This is a genomic window from Rickettsiales endosymbiont of Trichoplax sp. H2 (assembly GCF_009690945.1).
GTDB lineage: Bacteria > Pseudomonadota > Alphaproteobacteria > Rickettsiales > Midichloriaceae > Aquirickettsia > Aquirickettsia rohweri.
The window spans coordinates 230,474-256,722 of sequence record NZ_NPHZ01000002.1 but is presented as its reverse complement, the minus strand read 5'-3'; the positions used below and the strand labels follow the sequence as shown (position 1 = coordinate 256,722).

The 26,249-nt window shown below is 29.0% G+C and carries 26 protein-coding genes and 1 tRNA gene; 10 read left to right on the top strand and 17 right to left on the bottom strand.

The genetic code is table 11. The features are described 5' to 3' along the window. Positions 1 to 13: 13 nt before the first annotated feature. From h2es_RS03360 to h2es_RS03350, 3 genes are all read left to right on the top strand, one after another. Complete coding sequence (locus tag h2es_RS03360; protein ID WP_126044770.1) at positions 14 to 463, top strand: hypothetical protein; 450 nt, start codon at positions 14 to 16, stop codon at positions 461 to 463. A gap of 537 nt (positions 464 to 1,000) precedes the next feature. Continuing rightward, entirely contained in the window at positions 1,001 to 1,183 is a 183-nt protein-coding gene (locus h2es_RS03355; RefSeq protein ID WP_154511407.1) for a hypothetical protein, read from the top strand. 126 nt (positions 1,184 to 1,309) lie between these two features. Beyond that, positions 1,310 to 1,540: a hypothetical protein gene (locus h2es_RS03350; protein WP_154511405.1), complete on the top strand. Its 231-nt coding sequence runs from the start codon at positions 1,310 to 1,312 to the stop codon at positions 1,538 to 1,540. A 63-nt stretch (positions 1,541 to 1,603) separates the two neighbouring features. Here h2es_RS03350 and h2es_RS03345 read toward each other — a convergent pair whose 3' ends face one another. After that, positions 1,604 to 2,563 (bottom strand): NAD(P)H-dependent glycerol-3-phosphate dehydrogenase, encoded by a 960-nt coding sequence (locus h2es_RS03345; RefSeq protein WP_154511403.1) that lies wholly within the window; start codon positions 2,561 to 2,563, stop codon positions 1,604 to 1,606. A gap of 1 nt (position 2,564) precedes the next feature. Further along, positions 2,565 to 4,367 carry a single-stranded-DNA-specific exonuclease RecJ gene (gene recJ / locus h2es_RS03340; protein ID WP_195909967.1) on the bottom strand — a complete coding sequence of 601 codons (1,803 nt, stop codon included), beginning with the start codon at positions 4,365 to 4,367 and terminating at the stop codon, positions 2,565 to 2,567. Positions 4,368 to 4,446: 79 nt separating this feature from the next. Between recJ and truA the strand changes: the two genes are divergently transcribed. Further along, positions 4,447 to 5,187, top strand: coding sequence for a tRNA pseudouridine(38-40) synthase TruA (gene truA / locus h2es_RS03335; protein ID WP_154511399.1), 741 nt, complete (start codon positions 4,447 to 4,449; stop codon positions 5,185 to 5,187). Positions 5,188 to 5,239: 52 nt separating this feature from the next. On the opposite strand, the gene frr is transcribed toward truA, so the two are convergent. Genes frr through rpsB form a run of 4 tightly spaced genes read right to left on the bottom strand, consistent with a single transcriptional unit; the run spans position 5,240 to position 8,174 of the window. Next, complete coding sequence (gene frr, locus h2es_RS03330; RefSeq protein ID WP_154511397.1) at positions 5,240 to 5,797, bottom strand: ribosome recycling factor; 558 nt, start codon at positions 5,795 to 5,797, stop codon at positions 5,240 to 5,242. Between the two features lie 11 nt (positions 5,798 to 5,808). Continuing rightward, the gene (gene pyrH / locus h2es_RS03325; protein WP_126044514.1) at positions 5,809 to 6,516 is read right to left on the bottom strand and encodes a UMP kinase; all 708 of its coding nucleotides are present in this window, start codon (positions 6,514 to 6,516) and stop codon (positions 5,809 to 5,811) included. A 15-nt stretch (positions 6,517 to 6,531) separates the two neighbouring features. After that, positions 6,532 to 7,395 (bottom strand): translation elongation factor Ts, encoded by an 864-nt coding sequence (gene tsf, locus h2es_RS03320; protein WP_154511395.1) that lies wholly within the window; start codon positions 7,393 to 7,395, stop codon positions 6,532 to 6,534. A gap of 11 nt (positions 7,396 to 7,406) precedes the next feature. Next, a complete protein-coding gene (gene rpsB / locus h2es_RS03315; RefSeq protein WP_154511393.1) occupies positions 7,407 to 8,174 on the bottom strand; it encodes a 30S ribosomal protein S2 in 768 nt (255 codons plus the stop codon). Positions 8,175 to 8,395: 221 nt separating this feature from the next. On the opposite strand from rpsB, the gene h2es_RS03310 reads away from it, so the two are divergent. Continuing rightward, positions 8,396 to 8,815: a host attachment protein gene (locus h2es_RS03310; RefSeq protein WP_154511391.1), complete on the top strand. Its 420-nt coding sequence runs from the start codon at positions 8,396 to 8,398 to the stop codon at positions 8,813 to 8,815. Between the two features lie 466 nt (positions 8,816 to 9,281). Here h2es_RS03310 and h2es_RS03305 read toward each other — a convergent pair whose 3' ends face one another. From h2es_RS03305 to h2es_RS03295, 3 genes are all read right to left on the bottom strand, one after another. Further along, a complete protein-coding gene (locus h2es_RS03305; protein ID WP_154511389.1) occupies positions 9,282 to 10,283 on the bottom strand; it encodes a hypothetical protein in 1,002 nt (333 codons plus the stop codon). Between the two features lie 402 nt (positions 10,284 to 10,685). Further along, positions 10,686 to 11,195, bottom strand: a complete 510-nt coding sequence (locus h2es_RS03300; protein ID WP_154511387.1) for a DNA-3-methyladenine glycosylase — start codon at positions 11,193 to 11,195, stop codon at positions 10,686 to 10,688. 15 nt (positions 11,196 to 11,210) lie between these two features. Continuing rightward, positions 11,211 to 11,287, bottom strand: a tRNA-Ile gene (locus h2es_RS03295). 204 nt (positions 11,288 to 11,491) lie between these two features. Here h2es_RS03295 and h2es_RS03290 point away from each other — a divergent pair. After that, entirely contained in the window at positions 11,492 to 12,082 is a 591-nt protein-coding gene (locus h2es_RS03290; RefSeq protein ID WP_154511385.1) for a hypothetical protein, read from the top strand. A 6-nt stretch (positions 12,083 to 12,088) separates the two neighbouring features. Here h2es_RS03290 and hslV read toward each other — a convergent pair whose 3' ends face one another. From hslV to h2es_RS03255, 7 genes are all read right to left on the bottom strand, one after another. Then, complete coding sequence (hslV, locus tag h2es_RS03285) at positions 12,089 to 12,646, bottom strand: ATP-dependent protease subunit HslV (protein ID WP_126044507.1); 558 nt, start codon at positions 12,644 to 12,646, stop codon at positions 12,089 to 12,091. Positions 12,647 to 12,707: 61 nt separating this feature from the next. Then, positions 12,708 to 13,565, bottom strand: coding sequence for a GTPase Era (gene era, locus h2es_RS03280; protein ID WP_154511383.1), 858 nt, complete (start codon positions 13,563 to 13,565; stop codon positions 12,708 to 12,710). Then, a complete protein-coding gene (rnc, locus tag h2es_RS03275) occupies positions 13,558 to 14,226 on the bottom strand; it encodes a ribonuclease III (RefSeq protein ID WP_126044505.1) in 669 nt (222 codons plus the stop codon). Before rnc ends, era begins: the two co-directional genes overlap by 8 nt. Positions 14,227 to 14,232: 6 nt before the next feature. Then, entirely contained in the window at positions 14,233 to 15,012 is a 780-nt protein-coding gene (gene lepB, locus h2es_RS03270; RefSeq protein WP_154511381.1) for a signal peptidase I, read from the bottom strand. A 2-nt stretch (positions 15,013 to 15,014) separates the two neighbouring features. Beyond that, complete coding sequence (gene ppdK / locus h2es_RS03265; RefSeq protein WP_230204246.1) at positions 15,015 to 17,693, bottom strand: pyruvate, phosphate dikinase; 2,679 nt, start codon at positions 17,691 to 17,693, stop codon at positions 15,015 to 15,017. Then, entirely contained in the window at positions 17,693 to 18,715 is a 1,023-nt protein-coding gene (recA, locus tag h2es_RS03260; RefSeq protein WP_154511379.1) for a recombinase RecA, read from the bottom strand. The genes ppdK and recA overlap by 1 nt, the downstream gene beginning before the upstream one ends. A 177-nt stretch (positions 18,716 to 18,892) precedes the next feature. Further along, complete coding sequence (locus h2es_RS03255; RefSeq protein ID WP_154511377.1) at positions 18,893 to 20,104, bottom strand: penicillin-binding protein activator; 1,212 nt, start codon at positions 20,102 to 20,104, stop codon at positions 18,893 to 18,895. Between the two features lie 151 nt (positions 20,105 to 20,255). Here h2es_RS03255 and pdxS point away from each other — a divergent pair, with 151 nt between their 5' ends. Continuing rightward, positions 20,256 to 21,068 (top strand): pyridoxal 5'-phosphate synthase lyase subunit PdxS, encoded by an 813-nt coding sequence (pdxS, locus tag h2es_RS03250; RefSeq protein ID WP_154511375.1) that lies wholly within the window; start codon positions 20,256 to 20,258, stop codon positions 21,066 to 21,068. Then, positions 21,065 to 21,610, top strand: coding sequence for a pyridoxal 5'-phosphate synthase glutaminase subunit PdxT (gene pdxT, locus h2es_RS03245; RefSeq protein WP_154511373.1), 546 nt, complete (start codon positions 21,065 to 21,067; stop codon positions 21,608 to 21,610). Before pdxS ends, pdxT begins: the two co-directional genes overlap by 4 nt. A gap of 314 nt (positions 21,611 to 21,924) precedes the next feature. Here the strand turns inward: pdxT and h2es_RS03240 are convergent, their stop codons facing one another. Then, positions 21,925 to 24,210: a VirB4 family type IV secretion/conjugal transfer ATPase gene (locus h2es_RS03240; protein WP_154511371.1), complete on the bottom strand. Its 2,286-nt coding sequence runs from the start codon at positions 24,208 to 24,210 to the stop codon at positions 21,925 to 21,927. A 209-nt stretch (positions 24,211 to 24,419) separates the two neighbouring features. Between h2es_RS03240 and h2es_RS03235 the strand changes: the two genes are divergently transcribed. Next, complete coding sequence (locus tag h2es_RS03235) at positions 24,420 to 25,607, top strand: NADH-quinone oxidoreductase subunit D (RefSeq protein WP_154511369.1); 1,188 nt, start codon at positions 24,420 to 24,422, stop codon at positions 25,605 to 25,607. A 5-nt stretch (positions 25,608 to 25,612) separates the two neighbouring features. Beyond that, the gene (gene nuoE / locus h2es_RS03230) at positions 25,613 to 26,140 is read left to right on the top strand and encodes an NADH-quinone oxidoreductase subunit NuoE (protein ID WP_126045139.1); all 528 of its coding nucleotides are present in this window, start codon (positions 25,613 to 25,615) and stop codon (positions 26,138 to 26,140) included. Positions 26,141 to 26,249 lie beyond the last annotated feature (109 nt).

Below are 26,249 nucleotides of genomic sequence, written 5' to 3'. Positions count from 1 at the left end.
ATGCAGAGTTATTATGATTGCTCTTGTTACAGCATTATTTATTTTAAGCTTTATACCATTTTTATTATTGATGGTATTTATTTTTATTAAAAAAATAAATAAAGAAAAATTTAATAATCGTATAAAAGATATAAAAGAAAATTCTCCATATAGAAAAACCCAAAATAATATTAAGCCAAAAAATGATTTTTTATTTTTAGAAAAAGAAGAAAATGAATTAAATTTAGATCAAGAACTAGACAAGGTTGAAAAAATTTCTCCAAGGAAAATTGATAAAGATGAGGGTAAAGTAGTTGGGGTTGTTAAGCCAAAAGGATTTTGGTCTAAATTTATTATGTCACAAAAGATGGGTTTTATTTTTGCTAGGTTGGCTGCAAGTGAAAATAAAGGAGAGGGATTTTGGACAAATTTAATCAAGGCTCAAGATGTTTCTCAAGGTAAGGATAAAGGAAGGGGCAGGTAAAAATTAAATAATTTTAATATTATGTAACAAAAAAGAGAGGAGATTTTGATTTTCAAAGATTTAAAAAGTCTTTAATTTTTTCTATTGCAATATAATTCATGCTAAAATTAACCCAAACTGCAGATAAGAAATTTATAGCAAATCTTATAATCATGAAACGGAGCATCTCTGAGCAGTCATCACGAAGGAGGAATACATACCACCCTACATTCATCACGAGGGAGAGACTTTAGTCTCGACTGTGGTGATCATAATTGTTGTCGCATTTACATTTATTGATAATTTTCCTGGATTGCCGAGAGCATTAAAATGCTCTCGCAATGACTATATTGCTAACTAAAATTGTATTTAAATATTTGTATATAGCAGTTTTTTCACCTTTTACTAAGTATTTCTTATATGCAGCTCGGGTTACTTACATTGAAAAATAACGTCACGGTAGTTATGAGTTATTACCTATTATTGATTTATAGCTAGTTTATTATACCTTACTTAATTTTGTGTTATAATGGCTTTGCGCAATATTTAATTTAGTGTATGGCTGAAATTTATGAAGATAAAGACTTTATATCTGCAATGAACAACCTTTTATATAAAGAACAAAAAGATTCTATATCTACTATAATAAAAAACTACTATTCATCTGGTCTTAAACTTAAAAATATAGACCAATCTCAGCAAAAAGGAGTATATTCAAGTATGAAAAAGTTGTATGATTAATATATCTCTTCTGGAGTAACAACAATTTTAGAATGGAATCAAGCTATTTCTCAAGTTTTATTTCCTGTAGCTCTAGTTGCTGCAGATGCTCTCATCAAGTACCATAAGTGGTCAAAAGCTGCACAGGTGCAAATTAAACCCAATAGCAAGCTCGATAAATTTCTTAGCAAGCATGGAGAAGCATCAACTTCAGAAGTATTCGACTATGGTCTGAATTTTATGGTAGGTAAGTATACTTATATAGCTAGAGGATCTAATGCAGATGCAGAACTACCACCAAAACTTGTAGAAAATTTTGGAGAATTAGCAGCAAAAGCTGTAGCAAATCATGTATTAAATGGAGATTATTTAGATTGATCAAATATAAGTCAGTGTTCTATAGCTGATACAAAAATACCACACAATAATTGTATATTTATATTACTTTTTTATTATCTCAATAATATTATATATATCTTCTTTCAGATATAAAACTTTATATACATAATGACATAAAGGCATTTGAATTTTCAAAGATTGAGATATTTTATAAATTGATTTTGCTGTATAATAACCTTCAACAACAATATTATCTAAATCCAACATTTGTTGATTTTTTGCAAGTTCAAATCCAAATTTGGTATTTCTTGATGTTAAGCTATATGATGTTAAAATTAAATCTCCGATCCCAGCTAAAGAATAGGTAGTATCAATATTTCCTCCAAGTGACTTTATTAAATTATTAATTTCATTTAAAGAAAACACAAATAGCGTCGCCATAAAATTTTCACCTAATTCAAGTCCTTTAGCAATGCCAAGTGCTATGGCTATTAAATTTTTTACAGCACCACAAACCTCAACCCCAACTACATCATTAGATATTTCTGTTTTAAAAAATTTTGTATCAAATATTTTTTTAGCACTAGATAAAAATTCATTGTTTTTTGAAGCAATGAGGGTTTTTGCAAATTTCTCATATATTATCTCTTTTGCAAAATTTGGACCAGATAAAATGGCAATATTAGCATTAGGAAAATATTGTTTACAAATATCTGACGGAAATTTTAATTTCTCATTTTCAATACCTTTTGAACAAATAATAAAATTTTGTAAAAAAGTTTGATTTTTAATCATTTTAACAAAAGAATCAAGAAATCTCACTGGAATTGCTATAACACAAGTATTGATGTTCTTTACATCTTCAAAATTATCTATAGCTTTAATATTTGTAGGCAAACTTATGTCACCTAATTTAGCAAAATTTTTATGTTCATGATTAATTTCTCTAACCGTTTCAGGATTTTTTGAATATATAAATACTTCTTCTATATTTTGTGAAATAATTTTTGCTAATGCTGAACCCCAAGCACCTGCACCAAAAACGACAATTTTCTTTAGCATTTTATTCACCAATAGAAAGATCTTCGATTATAAAATCAATCATATTTTCATTGAAATAATTTACCTGTAAATAACCTATCAAATTAATCTTTTTACCAATACTCTTGAATATACTACTACATTTGTCATTATTTATAGCATTAAATAATATACATTTTAAGTTTTTAGATGATTTATTATAAATATTATCTTTAATAATAATGATCAAATGATTCACTGACATTTTGCATACTTTACAAATTATTGCATTAGAAATCATAAATCTAGGCCTTTCATTGCCTTGTCCAAATGGTTCTGCAATTTTTAAGTCATCAAATAAATTATTATTTACACTATCTACAGAAATCAAAGCATCTACTTTAAGCTCTTTTGCTTGTTTAAAGATGGTTTTATGATTATCTTTTCCTAAAACTCTTGACAATAAAAAGCTATAAAACATTTCAATTTTGTCTTCTTCAATGCTAAAACCACCAGCCATCTCATGACCTCCTCCTTCAATTAAAAGCCCTTCTTCTTTTGCTATCGATATATTCATTCCTATATCAATACCTTTGATTGATCTAGCGGAACCTTTGCCAATTCCATCATTTAAAGATATAACCAATGTTGGTTTTTGGTATTTTTCTTTTATTTTACTAGCTAATATCCCCAAAATACCTAAATGCCAATTTTTTCCATATGCCAATAAAATGCTATTATTTTCAATATTTTTAAGTTTTATACATTCTATAGCTTCTTCTAAAGTAGTGCTTTCAATAGCTTTTCTTTGCTTGTTATATTTTTCTAGACTTAATGCAATTTTATGTGCCTCTTCATGTGATTCAGTTGATAATAAAATAGAACCTAGATACCCTTTTCCTACTCTACCACCTGCATTTATTCTAGGTCCAAATATATATCCCAAATGATATGATTCAGATCTCTTATTAATATTTGCTAGGTTAGCTAAAATTTTTAACCCTAAATTTTTCTTCTTATTTATTAGTTTTAATCCATGTTGTACAAATGCTCTATTTATATCTATCAAGGGCATTACATCACAAACTGTACCTAGAGCAACAAGATCTAGGTAATCTATTAAATTAGGTTCAGGATTTTCTACTTTATGAAAGAAGTCTTGCTCTCTTAAAACACTTCTGACAGCAGTTACTACGAAAAATACAACTCCAACTGCTGCAATATTTTTGAACTTAAATTCATCATCTAACCTATTAGGATTTATTACTGCATAACACTCAGGTAATTTTTCTAGTGCTAGATGATGGTCTATTACAATAACATCTACTCCCATATCTTGGGCATATTTTATTGGTTCAAATGCTACAGTTCCACAATCAGTGGTTATTATTAAATCATTTCCTTGTTTAATTAATTTTTCAAATGCATTAATATTAGGACCATAACCTTCATTAAATCTACATGGTATATAAACGCTTGCTTCTACACCAAGATCTTTAAAAAACCTTTTTAACAAAGCAGATGAAGTAGCTCCATCAACATCATAATCTGCATAAATGACAATTTTTTCTTTATTTATTATAGATTCAACAATTCTTTTTGCCGCTCTATCCATATCCTTAAGTAAAAAAGGATCTGGCATTAAATTTTTTATTTTAGGATATAAAAAATTTTGCATAGATTCTGCATCATTTATTCCTCTATTAATTAATATTTTAGCTAAAATATCACTTATGTTAAATTTCTGGGTAAAAAATGATATATCTTTTTCATTTTGCTCTTGTAATGTCCATTGCAATTTTTTATATGAATTTTTAACATTAAGTTCTATTTTATTACTATTCATATATAAATGCATTTACAAAAAATTAATTTTCAATAAAAATAGCACATAAAATAATTAAACCAATAAAAAGAAAAAAATATTGTTAAAATATAAGATAACAATTGAATATGAAGGTACAAAATACCATGGTTGGCAGCGCCAAAAAAACTTAGATACAATTCAAGGTGAAATTGAATCAGCTTTATTTAAATTAACTAAAAAACATATTCTTGTTTACGGAGCTAGCAGAACTGATGCAGGTGTTCATTCATATGGCCAGGTAGCACATTTTGAAATATGCAATCACTATAATATTTATGAAATTCAAAATGCAATAAATTATTATTTAAAACCTCAAAAAATTTCTATTGTTAATATTGAATTAGTAAAGAACATATTTCATGCAAGATTTTCTAAAAAAAAGAAACGTTATATTTACAAAATAATAAATAGAAAATCCCCACTGACTATACAAAAAAATCTTGCATGGCATGTTATATTACCACTTGATATTAATAATATGATAGAAGCATCTAATTATATGCTAGGAACTTTTGATTTTACTAGTTTTAGAGCATCAGGATGCCAATCTAATTCTCCTATTAAAACTATAGATTCAATAAAAATTATTAAAAATAATAATGAAATTAATTTAATTTTTACTGCAGAATCATTTTTATATAACCAAATTAGAATAATGGTTGGAACACTAAAAGATTTTGGAACAAAACAATTAAATCCATCATATATGAAAGAAATTATAAGCGCTAAAAATAGAAAATTTGCTGGTGAAACAGCCCCTAGTTTTGGTTTATATTTAGATGAAATTCATTATTATTAAATCCCATAACCTAAATACTGCTAATTTTATTTAGTTTATTATAAAACTATTATTAAATACTCATTATATCTTTTGATTTCTTACTTAAAATCCCATCAATCTTTGCAATGAATTCATCAGTTATTTTTTGAATTTCTTGGGAATAATTCTTCAGTTCATCCTCAGAAATCAGTTTATCCTTTTCTTGTTTTTTAAAAGCATCAATTCCACCTCTCCTAATATTTCTAACAGAAATTTTGGCTTGTTCAGTATATTCATTAGCCTTTTTTACTAATTCTTTCCTTCTCTCTTCACTGAGATTAGGTATATGTAACCTTATAACTTGTCCTTCAGAATTAGGAGTAAGACCTAAACCAGAGTTTAAAATTGCCTTCTCAGCACTTTGAACTAACTCTTTATCCCAAACTTGAACTAACAATGTTTTTGCATCTGGAGCACTTACGCTTCCAACTTGATTCATTGGCATTTCACTTCCATAAGCTTCAACCTTGATTGGATCAAGCAGAGCAGTTGAAGCCCTACCAGTTCTTAATCCACTTAAAGAATTACTTAAGGAAGATATTGCTCCTTCCATTTTCTCTTTTAAATTATCTAATATTTCTTTTTCCATTCAAATAGAGTTTATTTTATAGTTGTGTAATTACCCTTATTTTGCAAAACCTTGGCAAATTCTCCGCTTTTTCCAATGTTAAAGATTCTTATTGGCATTTTGTTGTCATGCGCCAACGTTATTGCAGTAGTATCCATAACTGATATATTTTGCTTAATAACATCCTCATGACTTAGCTCTTTATATCTTATAGCTTTGTTATTTTTCTTTGGATCTTCAGAATAAACACCATCTACTTGCGTTCCTTTAAGTATAATTGAACAGTTCATTTCTATAGCTCTTAAAACTGCCCCTGTATCTGTAGTAAAAAATGGATTACCCGTACCTGAAGCAAAAATTACTATTCTACCTTTTTCTAAATGCCTTATTGCTTTTCTTCTTATATATTGTTCAACAATAGTAATAATAGGAATTGCTGATACTACCCTAGTATATAATCCTTTGCTTTCAAGCTTACTCTGTACGGCTATTGCATTTATAACTGTAGCTAACATTCCCATATAATCAGCAGTAGCCCTTTCTATTCCTACTTCTGCAACTGTGACTCCTCTACAAATATTACCTCCACCAACTACCAGGCAAACCTCATAACCTAAGTCATATACTTCTTTTATGTCTTCACAAATTTGATCTATTATAGTATTGTCATGCCCAAATTTTTCTTTGCCCATTAGGGCTTCACCTGAAATTTTTAATAGTACTCTATTTTGTTTTTTCATATTATAAATAAAGGATTATTCACCAATTTCATATCTTAAATATCCTGAAATATTAAAATCACAATTGTTTTTAGATTTTAAATCTTCAATTACTTTATTAATTTTTGTCTTACCATCTATAACAAATGCTTGTTCAAGCAATACAATTTCTTCCAAAAATTTTCTAATCCTACCTTCTATCATTTTCTCTACAACATTAGCTGGTTTACCACTTTGTAAAGCTTGGTCTCTTAAAATATCTTTCTCTTTTTCAACTACATCCTTATCAAGACTTTCAACATTTAAGGCCATTGGTTTTGAAGCAGCTATGTGCATTGCAAGTTGTCTACCAAATTCTTCAATCTCATCATTAACATCACCTTCAAGCGCAACAACTACACCTATTTTCCCAATATTATCTGCCAACTTATTATGCATATAAGGTATTATTTTGCCTTTACTTACACCTATCTTATTAATTTTTTTAAGGCTTATATTTTCTCCTATAATAGAAATATGTTCAGCTATCAATTCATTAATAGGAGTTGAATCATGATTTCCTGATTCTAAAAATTTTTCAACTTCAACTCCTTCATAATCATGCGCACTTTTAACAACTTTTTTTGCTAGATTTAAAAATTTTTCATTCTTTCCAACAAAGTCAGTTTCTGAATTTAATTCTATTATTGTTGCATTATTTCCATCAATATTAATTGCTATTACTCCTTCACTAGTCTCTCTACCAGCTTTTTTACCAGCTGAAGCAAGACCTTTTTTTCTAAGCCACGCAACTGCATCATCAATATTTGAATTAGTTTCTAAAAGAGCCTTTTTGCAATCAAGCATACCAGCTCCAGTTTTATTGCGTAACTCTTTAATTAAACTTGCACTTATAGACATATTTGATTCACCTAATTTTTATTAATAGTTTCAGTTTTTTCTTTGTTTTTATCAGATATATTTTTTACATTTACTCCTTCAGAAGTTAAATTGATTTCCATTCCCGCTAATATAGCTTCTGACATTAAATTACAATATAGCTTAATTGATTTTCTAGAATCATCATTACCAGGAATCACAAAATCAACCCCTTTTGGACTAGAGTTAGTATCTACAATAGCAATAACAGGTATATTCAATTTATTAGCTTCTTGAATAGCTATTGCATGAGTTTTAACATCTATAACAAACAAAATATCTGGCAATCGCACTAAATTTCTAATTCCTCCAATTGCTTTTTCTAATTTCTCTTTCTTTCTTGTGAAATCTAGTAATTCCTTTTTAGTGTATAATCCTTCTTCAGAATCAAGTATTTCTTCGTATTTTTTTAAAGTTTTAATAGACGATGAAACTGTTGTCCAATTTGTTAACATCCCACCTAACCAACGATGATTAACATAGTATTGGCTACATTTATCTGCAGCATTCTTTACTACATCTGTAGACTGCTTTTTAGTATTTACAAAAAGCACTTTCCCCTTATTAGACGCAACCGTAAACATTACTCTAAGTGCATTATATAAATGATGTGCAGATTGTTTTAAATCTATTATATGGGCTTTATTTTTTACTCCATAAATATATTTTGCCATTTCAGGATTCCAATGATTTTTTCTGTGCCCGAAATGAACGCCAGCTTCTAACAAAGCTTTTATATCAAAATTTGGTTTATAAGACATATATACTCCTTTTGGTTAAACTAATGCAGATTGAATTAACAATAAACGAAATGTTAACACCAAAAAATTTCTGCATGATTTTTTAACGAATATATATATATATAATTCAAATTACAACATAAATATTGAGATTATGGTTGTTAATTTAAAAATTTTTTATTTGTTTCTAAGTTAAAAATTTCATAGTATTAAATAATAACTAAATAATTTGGAATAAAAAAGTGACATATAAGCTTGTATTGGTAATAGATTCAAAATTTGCAAAAATTTATGAAGCGGAAGGCTTAAGGTTAAAAAATTTAATTTCAGAATATAAAGCTGATGAATTAGGAATAAGCCATAAAAAGCAATCTTTAAGAACTGGATTTAAAAAATTAGCTGGTGGTTCTTCTCATTTCTTTGATCCTCATACAGAGACAAAAGACATTGAAAGAGATGATTTTAGTAAAAAAATATCAGATATAATTAAATCTATGTTAAAAGAAAAATCCTTTTCTGAAATTATCCTCATAGCTTCTCCAAAAGTTTTAAACTTAATGAGAAAATATATAAGCAAAATATCTAATATAGATGTAAAAGAAATAGCTAAAGACCTAATTAATTCTAATGATGAACAAATAGAGAAAGTTGCTTTTTCTTAACTAATTATGGATTGCCGCACTCACTACGTTCGTTCGCAATGACAATATAGGAAAAATGATCATTCGCAATGACTACTTTGACTAAGTCATCAAGAATCAGGAAATGCAACAGACACAGTCATCACGAAGGAGAGGCATAGCCTCGACTGTGGTGATCCAGGATTATTGCAACATTTACGTTTTGTTGATACTTCCATGGATTGCCGCGAGCATTGACATGCTCTCGCAATGACGTTTTGATTTTTGTCACCACGAATTTACTTAGCAATCGTGGTGACCCAGAATTATCACCGAATTTACATTTGTTTATGCTTTCCATGGATTGACACAAACACTATATGCTCTTGCAGTGATGAGGCATATATATTAGATTACTGCATTCGACTCTGCCCTTCTAATAATGATTACCTTACAGAGAAAGAAAAATATACACGCCTTTATAAGGCGCGTAGCCAAAAATAATATATTAAATTCTTCCCCCTCTACTTTGATTGGCACTCGTCCTAGCTTCTCTTACCTTATCTGCATAAGATGATTTACTTTTATCTGCTAATTTAGATCTCTTATCTAGAGCTTTATTTTTATCTCCACGATTTTGAGCAGACTCATACCTTAGTCCAGACATTTTATTAGCATTTCTAAGAATATCCTTATCAGCTTTATCCTTCATGCCTTTAAAAGTATCTCTCCAACTCTCTCTTGATTGAATTTTTTCTGTCAATTTTGCTTGCTCTTGCTTTAATTTTGCTACCATTTCATCCTTATATGCTTGAGCCTCACGCATAGATTTATCGTCTCCACCAAATTGATCGCTTAAATCCATTGAACCTATACGCTCCATTTTTTCTGTTAACTCATGAGCTTCTACAATTAATTTTCCTGCATTCGCTTGAAATTTATCAGAAATTGCTTGAGAAACAGTTCCTTTTGCTGATTGAAAAGCATCATCCATTGCAAGCACACCTTTTTGTACTTCAACACCTAGATTCGCTGCTCCATAATATATTTTTGTACCTATATTTTGGATCATAGTCTTCGCATCGACAGCAATGTCATGCAATTTTATTTGAGCTTTATCACAAAAACTATTAAATTTATCAACTATCTGACTACCTAACTCGCTCATCTTTTGTCCAGCCCACTCCATAGCCTCCTTAAATTTATCGACTCCTTTATCTAATAATGCTTGAAAATCTGCTGCCAATTGTTTTATTGGCTCTATTATATTTTCATCAAACCAAGCGCCAAATTTTTTTGCTTTATCAACTGTCCAATCTTTAGATGCTTCAAGTTTATTAGTGATTCCTTGCTTTACATTATCTAAATCTTCACCTAGCTCTGCCCACCACAACTCATTTGTTAGCTTAGTATATTGAGACATAGCATCTATAAATTCTATATCGCCAGATTGTACTGCTCCTCCTAATGCACTCCTTTGACTATTAATTTTTTCAGTTTTTGCATTCATGTCAAACACCCCCGTTTATTAATTATTATTACTCAATTGCTTAATTGTATTCAGAAAATTTAGTTCAATTCAAGTAATAATTTTTGATTTAGTAAAATAATTTTAGATTTACCAAGCTTCAAAATTCACTTATAATAATAAGGTAAAAAATTGAATTGCCGTATTTTCCTTTATCTTCTTCACAATATCTACCCCTATTTCGTTTTCACAAGATTTTATATATCACACCAATTACCATCACAAATTTATGCGATAACCGTGGTGATCCAGAGATATTGCAACAATTACATTTATTTATTCTTTCCATGAATTGCCGCGAGCATTAACATGCTCTCGCAATGACAAAGTGCGACAGTGAATTACCATAATCTCCGCTGCCCCTCTCCACAATAACGAAGCTTATTATTTCACCTTAACAATAAACCTCCATAAATTTTCTTTGCCTTTTGTAATGCCAATCCTTGGTGTAGCTTCAAATGGAAATTTAACATTATTATTAAGGATTGAAAATTGTTGATTATTTATCATATCAAGCTGATTATGCTCTTTATTAATCCCCAGTTCTTTGCATAACTTTCCAGGACCATTTAAAATCTTATTTACATTTATAAGCTTTATGCCTCTTATTAAAACAGCAGCTGGAAAATCCTTTTTTTCAGTAACAATATTTAAACAAAAATACATACCATAAATCATATAAACATAACTAAATCCTGCTCTTTCAAACATCGCTTGATTACGTTTAGTTTTTCCCTTAGCTGCATGACATGCTGGGTCATCATAACCTATATATGCTTCTGTCTCTGTTATAATTCCTTGCAATTGGTTAAATAATAATATTTTACCAAGCAAATTTTTAGATACTTCTAAAGTTGGTTGCTCAAAAAACTCTCTTTTTAGAAAATCATACATACCAATTGAAAAAAGTGGTGGGACTTGTAGGACTTGAACCTACGACCGCACCGTTATGAGCGGCGTGCTCTAACCAACTGAGCTAAAGTCCCTAGCTGAGATAATAATATATATCAACAAGTTAAATTTATGTCCAGAATAAAGTTACTGTTAAATTTTGCAAAAATTAAAAGCTAAAGCTAAAACACTCTAATTATTAATACTGGTTATTGAAAAAAACTTTGTTTTATGATACATAGGAACCTTAAATTTTTATAAATCTTTACATGGGGCCACTATTTGACATTATAGAGGGTTTGCCAAAGTTTATTAAGCACTCTATTGATGATTTTGTTGAAGACAGCATTAAGATAGCAATGTTATATACTACTAGTAAATTTCATAGCAACTTAATGCCCCGTAGCTCAAATACTTTAGTTGATTTTACAGTAAATACGTTATCTATGTTATTTTATTATTGGTTTGCCAATGAAGTTTCTGATAATACTGCAGATAAAATTGATGAGTGGAAAAATAGTTATTTTGAGTTAAAAGACATTAGTATTGGCAACAAAACAAATAGTCAGAATTTTGTAATTGATTTTACCGAAGATCTGGTAGAGGATAGTGTCAAATTTTCTATGCTATATAGTAGCTATAAAGTAGGAACTTTAATTGCAAATAGCCATATATTTGAAACTTTTTTATCATCAACTCATTTACCTTATGGGCGTAATGCTGGTAAAATTCTAGATTTCACAGTAAAATGGGTTACTCCTATAACAGAATATACAAGATGTAATGAATACTCTGATAAAGCCGGTGACTTTTTTCAATATTATGCTGAGGAATTTTTAAATTATATCTTCAGCAACCCTACTAATACTACTTTTGATGAATTACAATAAAAATTTTTATAAGTTTATCTTTTTTATTATTGTATTGTGGTTAGTATAAATACAAATGTCTGCAGCTATTTTCATTGCTTTTTTAGCTTTATCTTCAAGCTTCAAACCTTTTACATCATCTAAAGCCTTTGCAGCTGCAAGTGCATAATTACCCCCTGATCCAATTGCAGCAAGCCCATCTTCAGGCTCTAAAACATCACCATTTCCAGATAAAATTAATGTACTTTCCTTATCTGCTACTATAATCATAGCTTCAAGTCTTCTCAAATACTTATCTAATCTCCAATCCTTAGCTAATTCTACAGAAGCTCTCATTAAATTGTTTGAGTATTTCTCTAGTTTTTCTTCTAATCTGCTAAATAGCGTAAATGCATCAGCTGTAGCTCCTGCAAATCCAGCAACAATACTGTCGTTAGCCAATGTTCTAATCTTATTTGCAGTATTTTTTACTACAGTATGGCCTAAACTAACTTGTCCATCACCAATGATAATAACTTGTTTATTATCCCTGATACACAGGATGGTAGTTGCATGCCAAGTAGGTTTTTGACTATTATTTAGCATAATTAATAAATATTTTATTTTATTGCAGATTAAATGCTCTTGATGAATTTGTAAATAGAATTTACAGCTTATCCATCCAATTCTCTCTAACTTTAATAAATAAGTACAAATGAACCTTCTTATTTGTCAATTTTTCAATTCCAGCTTTTGATCTAATACTAATTTTTTTAATATTCTCCCCTTTTGTACCTAAAATTATCTTTTTTTGACTTGCCTTTAATACAGTTATAACCTGATGAATAGTGATTACCTCTTCCTCCTCTTTCCAAGATTCTGTTTCAACTTTTAAATTATATGGAATTTCTTTATTTAAAAGTTTATATAGTTGTTCAATAGTTATGTCTTCAGCAAGCTGCTTAACGCTTCTATCTGTAATATCATCTTCATTATAATGCCAAATTCCACTAGGTGACTTGCTAATTAAATACTCTAAAAAATCCCCAACACCTTTATAGTTTATTGCTGATATCATAAATATATTATCGAACCCTTTATCATTTGCTTTTTGTGCTAAATTTAATAATATTTTTTTATCTTTCACTAAATCAATTTTATTAAAAATTAATATAAGTTGTTTTTTAGAATCAAAATAAGTCGTATCAACTAATGCATTCTCTAAGCAATTTTGTTTAGAAACATCAATAACTATACAAATAAAATCAACATTTTTAATTTCCTGTAATGACTTTTTTGTAATAGATTTTTCTAATCTGTATTTAGGATTTTTTAAGTATCCTGGTGTGTCAATAAATACTAATTGAGTATTATTTTTCGTAATAATGCCCTTAATGTTATCTCTAGTTGTGTGAACTTTATGCGTCACAATTGATATTTTTTGATTAAGCAATGCATTAAAAAGCGTAGATTTACCAGAATTAGGTGCACCTATAAAGCAAGCATATCCTATTTTCTTACTCATTTAAATTACAGTTTATAAAATTAAGCATTTCTTTTGCTGCATTTTGCTCAGCTTCCTTTTTGCTTTTTCCTTGTGCTTTAAATTTATATTTATTTTTAATAGATACTGAAATAGTAAAGACAGGACTATGAGCTTCACCTTCTTTTAAATCAATTTTATACTTAGGCAGTACTTTATATTTTTTTTGCACTATTTCTTGCAATTGAGATTTACAATCTCGTTTAAATAACTTGTCAGCATCTTTAAAAAATTCTGACCACCATTTCATAATAATTGTTTTTACAGTTTTAAAGTCACTATCCAAATATATTGCACCAATAATAGCTTCAAGAGCATTTTCTATATTATTAGGATTATTTCTTCCACCACACTGCTCTTCACCAGAATCAAGAACTATTTTTTCAGCCAAATTTAATTTTTCAGCTACTTTAACTATTGTTTTGGAGTTAACCAAATTAGCCAGAATTATTGATAACTGCCCTTCAGAATAATCAGTAAATTTATTATAAATAATATCTGCAATCACTGCATTTAATATACTATCACCCAAAAACTCCATTCTTTCGTAACTATCTAATTTATCTTTTTTTACTGCACTTGGATGAGTCAAAGCTATTTCAAGCAAATCAGAATTTTTAAATTTATAATCTTCTAATTTCACAAAATACTACTGTATAGTTTTAAAAGCTCTATTAGTTTGTAACTTTGTTATAAAATCTAACACCGAAAAATCTGAAGTCCAAAATAAAAATTTCGCCTTACCAAGCAAGTTATCTTCTGAAACATATCCTACTTTTTTTATAAATCTGCTATCAATGGAACTATCTCTATTATCACCCATAAAAAAATAATAACCTTTTGGTACTGTATAAACTGGAGTATTGTTATGGTCAAAATTATTATGATAACTTGATCTAATATGATCCATATAAATCTCATATTTTACTCCATTTGGTAGAATTTCTTCAAATATGTCTTTGGTATATTTAACCTTATTTTGCTCTATAATAATTTTTTGCCCTTTATATTCTCTTTTTACAGGCACTTCATTTATATATAACAGCCCCTCTTTAATTTGTATTTTATCTCCTGGCAACCCTATTAATCTTTTAATGTAATGCATACTCCTATCTGTTGGAAGCAAAAAAACTACAACATCGCCTCTTTTAGGCTTATTAAACATAAAAGTACCGCTGAATAAATTGAACCTATTTAACATAAATGAAAGTGAGCTATTATTATATCCATATGCAAATTTTTCAACAAAAAGATAATCCCCTACCTGTAACCCTGGCTTCATTGAGCCTGATGGAATTTTAAAAGGTTGATAGATAAATGTTTGAAAAATAAACGCAAAAACAAACGCAAATATAAGAGAATTAAATAGCTCTTTAATATTTTTAGATGAAAATATAGATCTTAAAAAATTAGTTAATGATTTATCCATGATTATTGTTTACATTCATATTTTCCAGCACATACTTTTGCCACAGGTATTCTAAAAGGTGAGCACGATATATAATCTACTCCTATCTGATTGAGAAATTTTATTGATGCAGGATCACCTGCATGCTCACCACAAATACCAATTTTTATTTTTGGATTAGATTTTTTACTATTTGTAATAGCAATCTTCAATAATTCACCAACTGTTTTTTCATCTATTGATGCAAAAGGATCTTTAGTAAAAATTCCCTTATCTACATAATCTCTTAAAAACTTACCAGCATCATCTCTTGATATTCCCAAGCATGTTTGAGTTAGATCATTTGTTCCAAAACTTATAAAATCCGACTCACTAGCAATCTCTCCAGCATTTATAACTGCAGCTGGCAACTCAATCATACTTCCAATTTTATAAGAAAATTTTGTTTGCAATTCTTCTTCCAATAAATTTGCAGTATCTTTAATAAGTTTTTTCATAATATCAAATTCTGACTTATTAATCACAAGTGGCACCATAATCTCTGGAGCAACATTAATTCCTTCTTTTATACACCTATGAGTCGCTCTTAAAATAGCTTTAACTTGCATTTGGTAAATCTCAGGATATGTCATTGCAAGCCTGCACCCTCTATGACCTAGCATCGGATTGATCTCTTTTAAAGAACTAATTCTATTTTTTATATCCTTAACATCTAGCGATGTTAATTTACTAATATACAATAGTTCTTCTTGATTATCTTGAGGTAAAAATTCGTGAAGCGGAGGATCTAATAGCCTAATCGTTACTGGCAGACCATCCATAACTTTAAATAATTGATAAAAATCTTCTTGTTGATAAAATAGCAACTTACCTAATATCTTTAAACGATCACTTTCTTTTAAAGACAATATCATTTCTCTAAAAATATTTATCCTGTCTTCTTGAAAAAACATATGTTCAGTTCTACATAAGCCAATCCCACCTGCATTAAAATGTCTTGCCATATCAGCATCTTTAACTGTCTCAGCATTTGCCATAACCTGCAGCTTAGAATGTTCATTGGCAATATTTAGTAAGTTTTTAAAACTACTATCTAATTTAGTTTGAACAGTACTAACTTTTCCTAAAAAAATTTCTCCACTTGAACCATTTATTGTTATTAATTCTCCTTCTTTTAATACCTGATTATTTATTTTAACAACATTACTATCATTATCCACTATTACTTCAAATGCACCTGTAACACAAGGCCTACCCATCCCTCTAGCCACTACAGCAGCATGCGAAGTCATACCACCTCTTGAAGTAAGAACTCCAGAAGAAGCATTAATACCGCCTATGTCCTCGGGACTTGTTTCATTCCTAACCAATATCACTTCACCATGTGCAGCCATTTTTTCTGCCTTAATTGATGATAAGGCAATTTTACCAAATGCAGCACCAGGAGAAGCAGGTAAACCTTTACTTAATAATATTTTTTGAGCTTTAGGATCAATAGTTGGATGCAATATTTTTTCTATTAATTCAGGCTCTATCCTCTTTAAAAGCTCTTCTTTAGATATTATGCCCTCATTTAGCATATCAATAGATATTTTTATTGCTGCAGATGCAGTTCTTTTTCCAGATCTAGTTTGGAGTATCCAACATTTACCATTTTCAATAGTAAATTCTACATCCTGCATATCTTTATAATTAAATTCAAGTTTACGAAGAATATTTTTCAACTCTTTATAAACCTTAGGCATAGATTCTTCAAGAGATAGATCGTTATTAAAACATTGTTCCTTGGATTTAATATTAATAGGAGCAGGAGTTTTTATTCCAGAAACTATGTCTTCTCCTTGAGCATTAACAATATATTCACCAAATATCTCATTTACACCTGTTGACGGATTTCTAGTAAATACCACACCCGTTGCACAATCATTACCCTTATTGCCAAATACCATAGATTGAATATTAACAGCTGTTCCTATATTATTTGCAATATTATTCATATTTCTATATTTTATTGCTCTATCAGTATTCCAAGACTTAAATACAGCAGATATAGCTTGCCAAAGTTGTTCTAATATATTTTGAGAAAAACTTTGACCTGATACATTTTTGATTAATTTTTTATACTCATCAATAATTTCTTTTTGATCGCTTGCCGTAAGACTTTTGTCTTCCTCAATATCTAAAATAACTTTTTTATTATTTAAAATTGCTTCAAATTTAGACTTATCTAATCCAAGAACTACATTGCTATACATCTCAATATATCTTCTATATGAATCATATGCAAATCTATGATTATTTGTAACTTTAGCAAGTCCCTCTACTGTTTCATCATTTAATCCTAAATTCAAGACCGTTTCCATCATACCTGGCATTGAAATTTGTGCACCAGACCTAACAGATACTAATAAAGGATTTTCTTTATTTCCAAATTTTAATCCAATTGTATTTTCTAGCTTCTTTATAGATTTTATAACTTGATCTTTTAAAAAAAGTGGCAATTGATTAGAATTTTTGCAGAATTCATTACAAATTTCTGAGGAAATTGTAAAACCTGGCGGAACAGGGATTTTCATTTTACTCATTTCTGCGAGCCCAGCTCCTTTATTGCCAAGTATATTTTTCAGATCATCACTCCCATCTGCTTTACCATTACCAAAATGATATATATAGTTTTTCAACGAATTTTTATCTTTATTCATTAATCTGGAGTATTTGTAGAAATGTCATCTAACTTTTCAGGAGCTATTTCCTTCATTTGCAATATCTTAGCTCTAATTTCATCTAAAGCTTCAGGATTTTCTTTAAAAAATACTTTAGCGTTCTCTTTACCTTGACCAATCTTTTGATCATTATACGAATACCATGATCCTGATTTATTAATTATATCTAGTGCAACACCTATATCAATTATTTCTCCTTCCTTCGAAATTCCTTCTCCATACATTATATCAAATTCAATAACTTTAAATGGTGGAGCAACTTTATTTTTAACAATTTTAACTCTAGTTTGATTTCCAATCACTTCTTCTTTGTCTTTAATAGCACCTATTCTTCTTATATCTAACCTTACTGATGAATAAAACTTCAATGCATTTCCTCCTGTAGTAGTTTCAGGATTACCAAACATTACCCCAATCTTCATTCTTATTTGATTGATAAAAAATAATATAGTGTTAGATTTAGATACATTAGAAGTTAACTTCCTTAAAGCCTGACTCATTAGCCTTGCTTGAAGCCCTACATGACTGTCACCCATGTCACCTTCAATTTCAGCCTTAGGCACTAATGCTGCTACACTATCTACTATAACCATATCAAAAGCCCCAGACCTTACTAAGGTGTCAGTAATTTCAAGAGCTTGTTCACCAGAATCCGGCTGAGATAAAATTAACTTTTCTGTATCAACCCCTAGTTTTTTTGCATAAGAAACATCAAGGGCATGTTCAGCATCTATAAATGCACATGTCCCACCTTTTTTCTGACATTCAGCAATTGCATGAAGTGTAAGTGTAGTTTTCCCTGAACTTTCTGGACCAAATATTTCAATAACCCTACCTTTAGGATAACCACCAACACCTAATGCTATATCTATACCCAAAGAACCTGAAGGAATAGACTCAATATTTTGCACCTCCATTTCTCCTAGCTTCATAATAGAACCCTTTCCATATGCCTTTTCTATTTGATTTAAAGCTACTTCTAGCGCTTTTTCTTTGTCCATAATAAACCCAAATTCTTGTATTAAACATTACTCAGATGCAGTATAGATAAACTATAAATAGTTTCAACAAATTTCTTTTTATTTTATAGATTCAGCATGATAAAATAATTGCTAACGAAGATTTACACTTTAAAAAATCAAAGCTAAAAAAATTTAGATAATTTTTAAGTATTACTGTTAACGAAAGGCTATATCAGCAGCAAGTATCTCTTTCATTTGTCCTTTTTCATACTCATATACTGCAAAAAGCCTGTCATTTTCTCCATTAGACTTTAACCTAAATGCACCTGTAATTCCTTGATAACCATCCGTTCTTTCAAGTTCTTCAAATTTGATTATAATACCATTATTCGCTTTATTGATTATTGCAGATAACAACATAATAGAATCATAAGCTATAGCAGCAATCCTTGGGGGATTATATTTATAATTATCTTTAAATCTTGATTCAAATTCATAAAATGCTTTATGAGGTATATCTGATATCCAAGCATTTTTAGTAATTACATTTTGAGTAAGTGGATAATTACTCCAATCTCCAATACCTAAAATTTTATATTGAGGATCACTTGAGCTGTGTAAGAATTGCAACTGATTCATTACTTTAATTAAATTATTATTTTGCTCTGGAAGAACTATGCTAGGATGTCCAAAACCAGGTATACTATTTGAAATATCATTTTTAACTGAACCCTTAATACTCAATATAGCCTCACTTAATGTAAACCTTCTAACAATTGGAACATCTGATGCTGTATATAAAGAAACTTTTTTTACATTATAATGTCCTTCTCCCGCATTATCTAGCAAATATTTTTCAACTAAATTTCCATATCTATTTTGTGGAACAATAGAATAAACGTTAGAATACTGTTTTTTACTAGCATAACCGATAACTTTTTTAACTTGTTGAAATAGAATAATGTCAAAAACATAAAGTCCTGGCATATTAGTTAAATCCATATCGTTGGAATACGTTAACATTATAAGATTATTCTTCTTTGCTTTTTCGTAAATAACCTCTGCTTGCTCCTTAAATATAGGACCAAAAATCATATCTGTATCATCAAAATTAGCGAGCTCTATTGCTTCTTTAGCACTAATCGCATCACTACCTACATCAATAGCTTTATATGTAATATTATCCGCCCTTAATTCATAAAGAGCCAATTGCATTGAATCTAAGATACTCTGACCTAAATATTGATACTTACCAGATAATGGCAATAACACAGCAATTTTAACTTCTAAGGGATTTTTTGATGGCATTGCAACAAGCTTTGGATTTTGTTTTGAATCTTTTTTATTAAAAAGAGAATCGAATTTATTTTCTAATGTATTGCAACTAACAAGTAAAAATAATAGGAATATACTTAAAATCTTTTTCATTTTACACACATGATATTATTTCTAATATAAGCTATTATATGATTTATAATATGTAAAGATTGTTTTTTATTTACATATAAATCTATATAAATTTACCTTGAATATGATATAATCAATTGTTAAGTTACAATAAAAATTACAATAATTAAAAATGGATAGTAAAATTGCTTTCACTAATATGCTTTGTAATGGTGTGATAATGGATGTGATGAATGTAGAACAAGCTCAAATTGCAGAGCAAGCAGGAGCCGCAGCTGTTATGGCTCTTGAAAGAGTTCCTGCTATAATTGTTAAAGAAGGAGGTATTGCAAGGGCAAGTGATCCTGCTATGATAAAAATGATACAAGGAGCTATTTCAATTCCTGTTATGGCAAAATGCCGCATAGGGCATATTACAGAGGCAAAAATCCTTGAAGCATTAGAAGTTGATTGTATTGATGAGAGTGAAGTATTAACTGTTGCAGATAAAGAAAATCATATTGATAAGATAAACTTTAATATACCTTTTGTTTGTGGATGTCGCAATTTAGCAGAGGCTTTGAGAAGAATTCAAGAAGGTGCTGCATTGATTAGATGTAAAGGGCAAGCAGGAACAGGCAACATCCTAGAAGCTGTTTATCACCTTAGAACAGTCAAAAAAGAAATATATAGTTTAAAAGGTCTAACTTACTGTGAAATTAAAAGAAAAGCAGAGGAAATTGGAGTTGATTTATCTCTGTTAGAAAAAGTTTGTAATGATCAAAAATTGCCTGTTCCTTTTTTTGCAGCGGGTGGAATTGTAACTCCAGCAGATGCTGCATTATGTATGGAATTAGGATCTGAATCTATATTTGTAGGAAGTGGTATTTTTCTCAGTGAAAACCCTGAAAAAAGAGCAAAAGCAATAGTTGAAGCTGTAAATCATTGGAACGACCCCAAAAAATTAGCAGAAATATCAACTAACCTCGGAGAATCTATGAAATGAAAACTATAGGTGTTTTCTTTTATCAAGGTGCTGGAAACTTACACGTCCAAGCTTTACAAAAGCTTGGTTATTTATCTTTAAAAATATTTGCAAATACAGATTTTTCAGCATTAGATGGCGTAATTCTGCCTGGTGGAGAAAGTTCAGTCCAGTACGATTACTGCATTAATAACAACCTTGACAAAAAAATCAAAGAATTTGCTTTAAGTAAAAAACCTATACTTGGCACTTGTGCGGGAGCAATACTACTATCTAAATATAAATCAAGCCAAGTAAATGGTTTGGGCCTTATTGATATCAATATACAAAGAAATTACTATGGCAGGCAAATTAATAGCAAAATAGAAAGAACTGATTCAGACAATAAAGCATTTATGATTCGTGCACCGAATATTACTGAATGTGGAAAAAAAGTTAAAATTTTAGATACATTAAATGATAATCCCATTTTTGTTAAACAAGATAATATATACTGCACAATTTTTCACCCAGAATTACTTACATTTGATTCAAAAAATCCAATAAAACAAATTTTCAAATAAAGTCACTCATTATGAATAAATTTTTCTTATTTAAGTTTCTATAATGATCTCGTTCTCAAATTTACATGTATAACTTTAATACGATACCAAGTTCCTAAAAAGCAATTATTTTATTATATTGCTAATAAGTTGATTTATTCGTAATTAATTTTAAAATAACAACTTGTCTTGTAACAATAATTAATAATACCGACTTTGATCAATTTATTCACTAACTGTATAATGAAAAAATCTTAAAATTTTAAAAAAATTAATAACTTTATTTTATGTGTAATAAAGCTAACTATAATATTTTTGCAATAGGTATTTTAATTTTAACCAAGATAATTGAGCACTTCACTAAGATTAGATAAATTCATCTGTGCAAATATAGAATTTTCACCGTGCTTTACAAGAAACCTACGTTTCTTCATATCATAGCTTTTTATGTAATTAAATTCTTGATTAGAAAGATTAAATGTATATTTAAATTCTTTATCTAACATTCTATTAGATAAGTATAGCTGAGAAGCAAAATAAGGCATAACATCTGCAAGACAGCTATGTGCGTTCTTATCATCTATATTTTCTTGCGTTAAAAGAAGCATAGCATTATTGTTTGTTAATTTTTCTAACCAGACTCTAAGCTGATTTTGAAAAGCGTATGCCTCAAAAATATTATGCGAATGATTTATTATAACTATAGCTTTTTGACCTGTTAGAAATTTTGGTAACTTTGCAAGCAATAAACCTAAAAAAGGTCTAAATAATTCTGAGCAATTGCCTATAGCAGAAAGATCAATCCCTAAGTATTTATTATTTTTAAAAACAGCATCTCCACCTTCATTAGATTGGAAAAATTTACTAAAAAATTCAGATTGGAAAAATTTCTTATAATTTGTTTTTATTGTTAAGTCATTTGAGGAGCTAATAAATTCATCTATTTTTTTTATTTTTTCTTCATAATTATCGATGTTGATTAATTCTTTTGCAAGATTTGTAAATTTTTCAACATACTCTTTGTTATTTGATCTATAATCATCATTATGAGCGCAAATTTTAAGCAATAAATCAGCAAACCATTCTATCTTACCATCATAATTAGCTAAATCTAATAAATCAATTTTTATTGGAGATTCTTTTTCTTTTTCTAATTTAATTGCAGTACCGTTAATTGCTTCTAAAAATTTCCCACTCCTTCCTTCTAAATCTATATATATAATCTTTATGTCAAATTTTAATGACTGGGATAATAAAAAATGGGTTAATGTTGTTTTTCCAGTTCCTTTAGGGCCGACAATAATGGTATGGCCGCTATTTTTATAATGGAAGTTAAAATTATAATATCTTCCTCTCAGTGTTTTTAGTATTGTGACTGGTTCCCCCCAAATACTTCCATTATAATTTCCCATATCTTTTGAATGAATATTGGTAAATGAAGCTGAAAAACATGTCGGCAAATAAAACGATCTATTGCTATAGTATGTATTACCTGGGAGATTAAAGTAAAAAACAGATTGTAAATTAAAATCTTCTCTAATAGATTTTATTCCTAGATTATCTATTTGTTCAGAGACAATTTTTATCTCTTGATTTAATAAATTAAGATTATCAGAATATAGTATAATATTGGTTTGAGACGAGCAATAATCGTTCGTCTCTCCTTTATCTGCATTTATAACATCATTGATATATAGTTCTTTAGATATTTCTAAATTTTTTACACTTTTTAAAGTTTTTTGGTAATGTTCTAGATCTTTTAAAGCTTTTTTATTTGATACAAATGTAATTAATTCAGAGATAATAAGTTGAGAATCACATTGTGTTATTGATTCTAGAAACTTCGAGTCAATAGAACTTTTAAATTCTACTGAATATGCTGCAACATATTTTGTTTTATTATCATATTTATTATATAAAATATTAAAATCTGTACTAATTTTAAAGTCTGATAGTAATTGTGAGTAGTCATATGGCTCAACTTTTATTTCTTTTTTCTCAAAATGGGTTAAATAATAATAAAATGATAAAGGTTCTGAATAAATGTTATTTTCCTTTTGTTTTATTGAAAGAATTTTTGAAGAGTAAATACTTAGTTCATTTTTTATATTTTGCGTAATAACATTTAATTTATCTAATGACTTCTCTATGTGTTTTTTATATTTTTGCTTTAAAGTGTAAGAAAATATCGAAGATAAAAAATCTGCTATATTAAATAATTTTAATTGTGGGCCTTTTTTTATTAAAGTTATATACAAAGTATTAACAAGTTGATGGTCCCAGTTATTTTGTTTACACCACGCATTTTCAACTAAATTTACTATCTTTTCTGGACCAGCATATGCATTTGGCATAATGTTCTTATAATCTCTTATAATATGAATATGAACAGCTATATCAGGATCTTTTATATACTTTGAAATAGCAGTTCTTATATCATCTCTTAATATTCTGTCTTGTTGATCAGAATCTTTATTAATGAATCCTTGAACTTCAATAATTTGAATTAAGTCAGCATTTTTTGTCAACAAAGTGTCATCATTAAAATGACATGCTATTTGTATCAAATCAGATGCTTTACTATTATAAAATCTAGTCTTTTGATGACCTTTTATTTCCACTTTAATTAATACATATAATCATTTATATAGATTTATTTATTTCATATATACGCTCAGATTTCAATTATATAAGGTAATTAAGTCAAAAACATTATGCAATTTTAAATGTTAATCTATATAAATTTTTAAAGATAATTAGTTTATTTCAAGAACTCTATGTGCTAATGTAAGCATTTATTAAGCTGAGTTTTATGTAAAGATTAAAAGCTATGAGTTTAAGCGATAACAAAAATATTAAAAATATATCAGTTAATTTTGGTCCTCAACATCCAGCAGCTCATGGAGTACTTAGGCTTATTTTAGAAATGGATGGTGAAGTTATAGAGCGCGCAGATCCACATATAGGTTTATTACATAGAGGTACAGAAAAATTAATTGAACATAAAACTTATCTTCAGGCCGTTCCATATTTTGATAGATTAGATTATGTATCTCCAATGTGTCAGGAACATTGCTTTGCACTTGCTGTTGAAAAATTATTGAAGTGCAAAATACCACTTCGAGCAAAGTATATTAGAGTTTTATTTAGTGAGATAACCAGAATTTTAAACCATTTATTAAATATAACAACTTATGCACTTGATGTGGGTGCAATGACACCATTACTTTGGATGTTTGAAGAAAGAGAAGTGATGTTAGAATTTTACGAAAGAGCATCTGGTGCCAGGTTTCATTCAGCTTATATTAGGCCTGGAGGAGTTGCAAAAGATATAGATGATAAATTATTAAGTGATATATCGAGTTTTTTTGAAAAATTTCCTAAAAAACTATCTGATGTAGAAACATTACTTGATGAAAATAGGATTTTTAAACAACGACTTGTAAATATTGGTATAGTTACAAAAGATCAAGCCTTAGATTGGGGGTTTTCTGGCCCTATGATAAGGGCGTCTGGTATTCCATGGGATTTAAGAAGGTCTCAGCCGTATGAAATTTATGAAGAATTAGATTTCAAAATTCCAATAGGTAAAAATGGTGATTGTTATGATAGATACTTAGTTAGAATGCAAGAAATAAAAGAATCACTTAAGATAATTAAACAATGTCTTAAAAAAATGCCTAAAGGTGATGTGAATTCAGGAGATAAAAAAATGACTCCCCCCACTAGAAAGGATATGAAAAATTCTATGGAAGCATTAATTCATCATTTTAAATTATTCACTGAGGGCTATAATGTTGGGCCAGGAGAAACGTATACAGCTGTTGAAGCTCCAAAGGGAGAATTTGGTGTATACTTAGTTGCTGATGGAAGTAATAAGCCTTATAGATGCCATATTAGAGCTCCTGGTTTTGCACATTTGCAAGCACTTGAAAACATGAGCAAGGGCCATATGCTTGCGGATGTTGTTGCTAATATTGGCAGTATGGATATTGTATTTGGAGAAATAGATAGGTAAAAAATATGTCATCTATGTTTAAAGAATGTAAATTTGATCAACCAAAATCTTTTAAGTTTTCAGAAAAAAATCTAAAAAAGGCTAATGAGTATATAAAAAAATATCCTGATGAAAAACAAAGGAGCGCAGTTATGCCTTTATTGTATTTAGCACAGGAACAACATGATAATTGGATTCCATTTGCAGCTATGGATTATATTGCTGAATTGCTTGATATACCTGCCATACAAGTTTATGAAGTTGCAAATTTTTATACAATGTTTAACAAGCAACCTGTTGGTAAAAATTTAATTCAGGTATGCAGAACTACTCCTTGTATGCTAAGAGGAGCAAAAGATATTACACAAACTTGTAAAAAAAAGTTAGGAATAGAATTAGGAGAGACAACAAAGGATAATAAATTCACACTCGTTGAAGTTGAATGCTTAGGTGCATGTGTTAATGCTCCATTAGTTCAAATCAATAATGATTATCATGAAAATCTTACTCCTGAATCTATGAAGAAAATAATTGATAAGCTTAGTAAAAAATAAATATACTTGCTAACACTTAATCTATATAATTGGTCCTTAAATAATTAGGGATAAATTATGACAGACACAAGGTTTTATAAGCTTTTGAATTTAATACAAAAAGGTGATA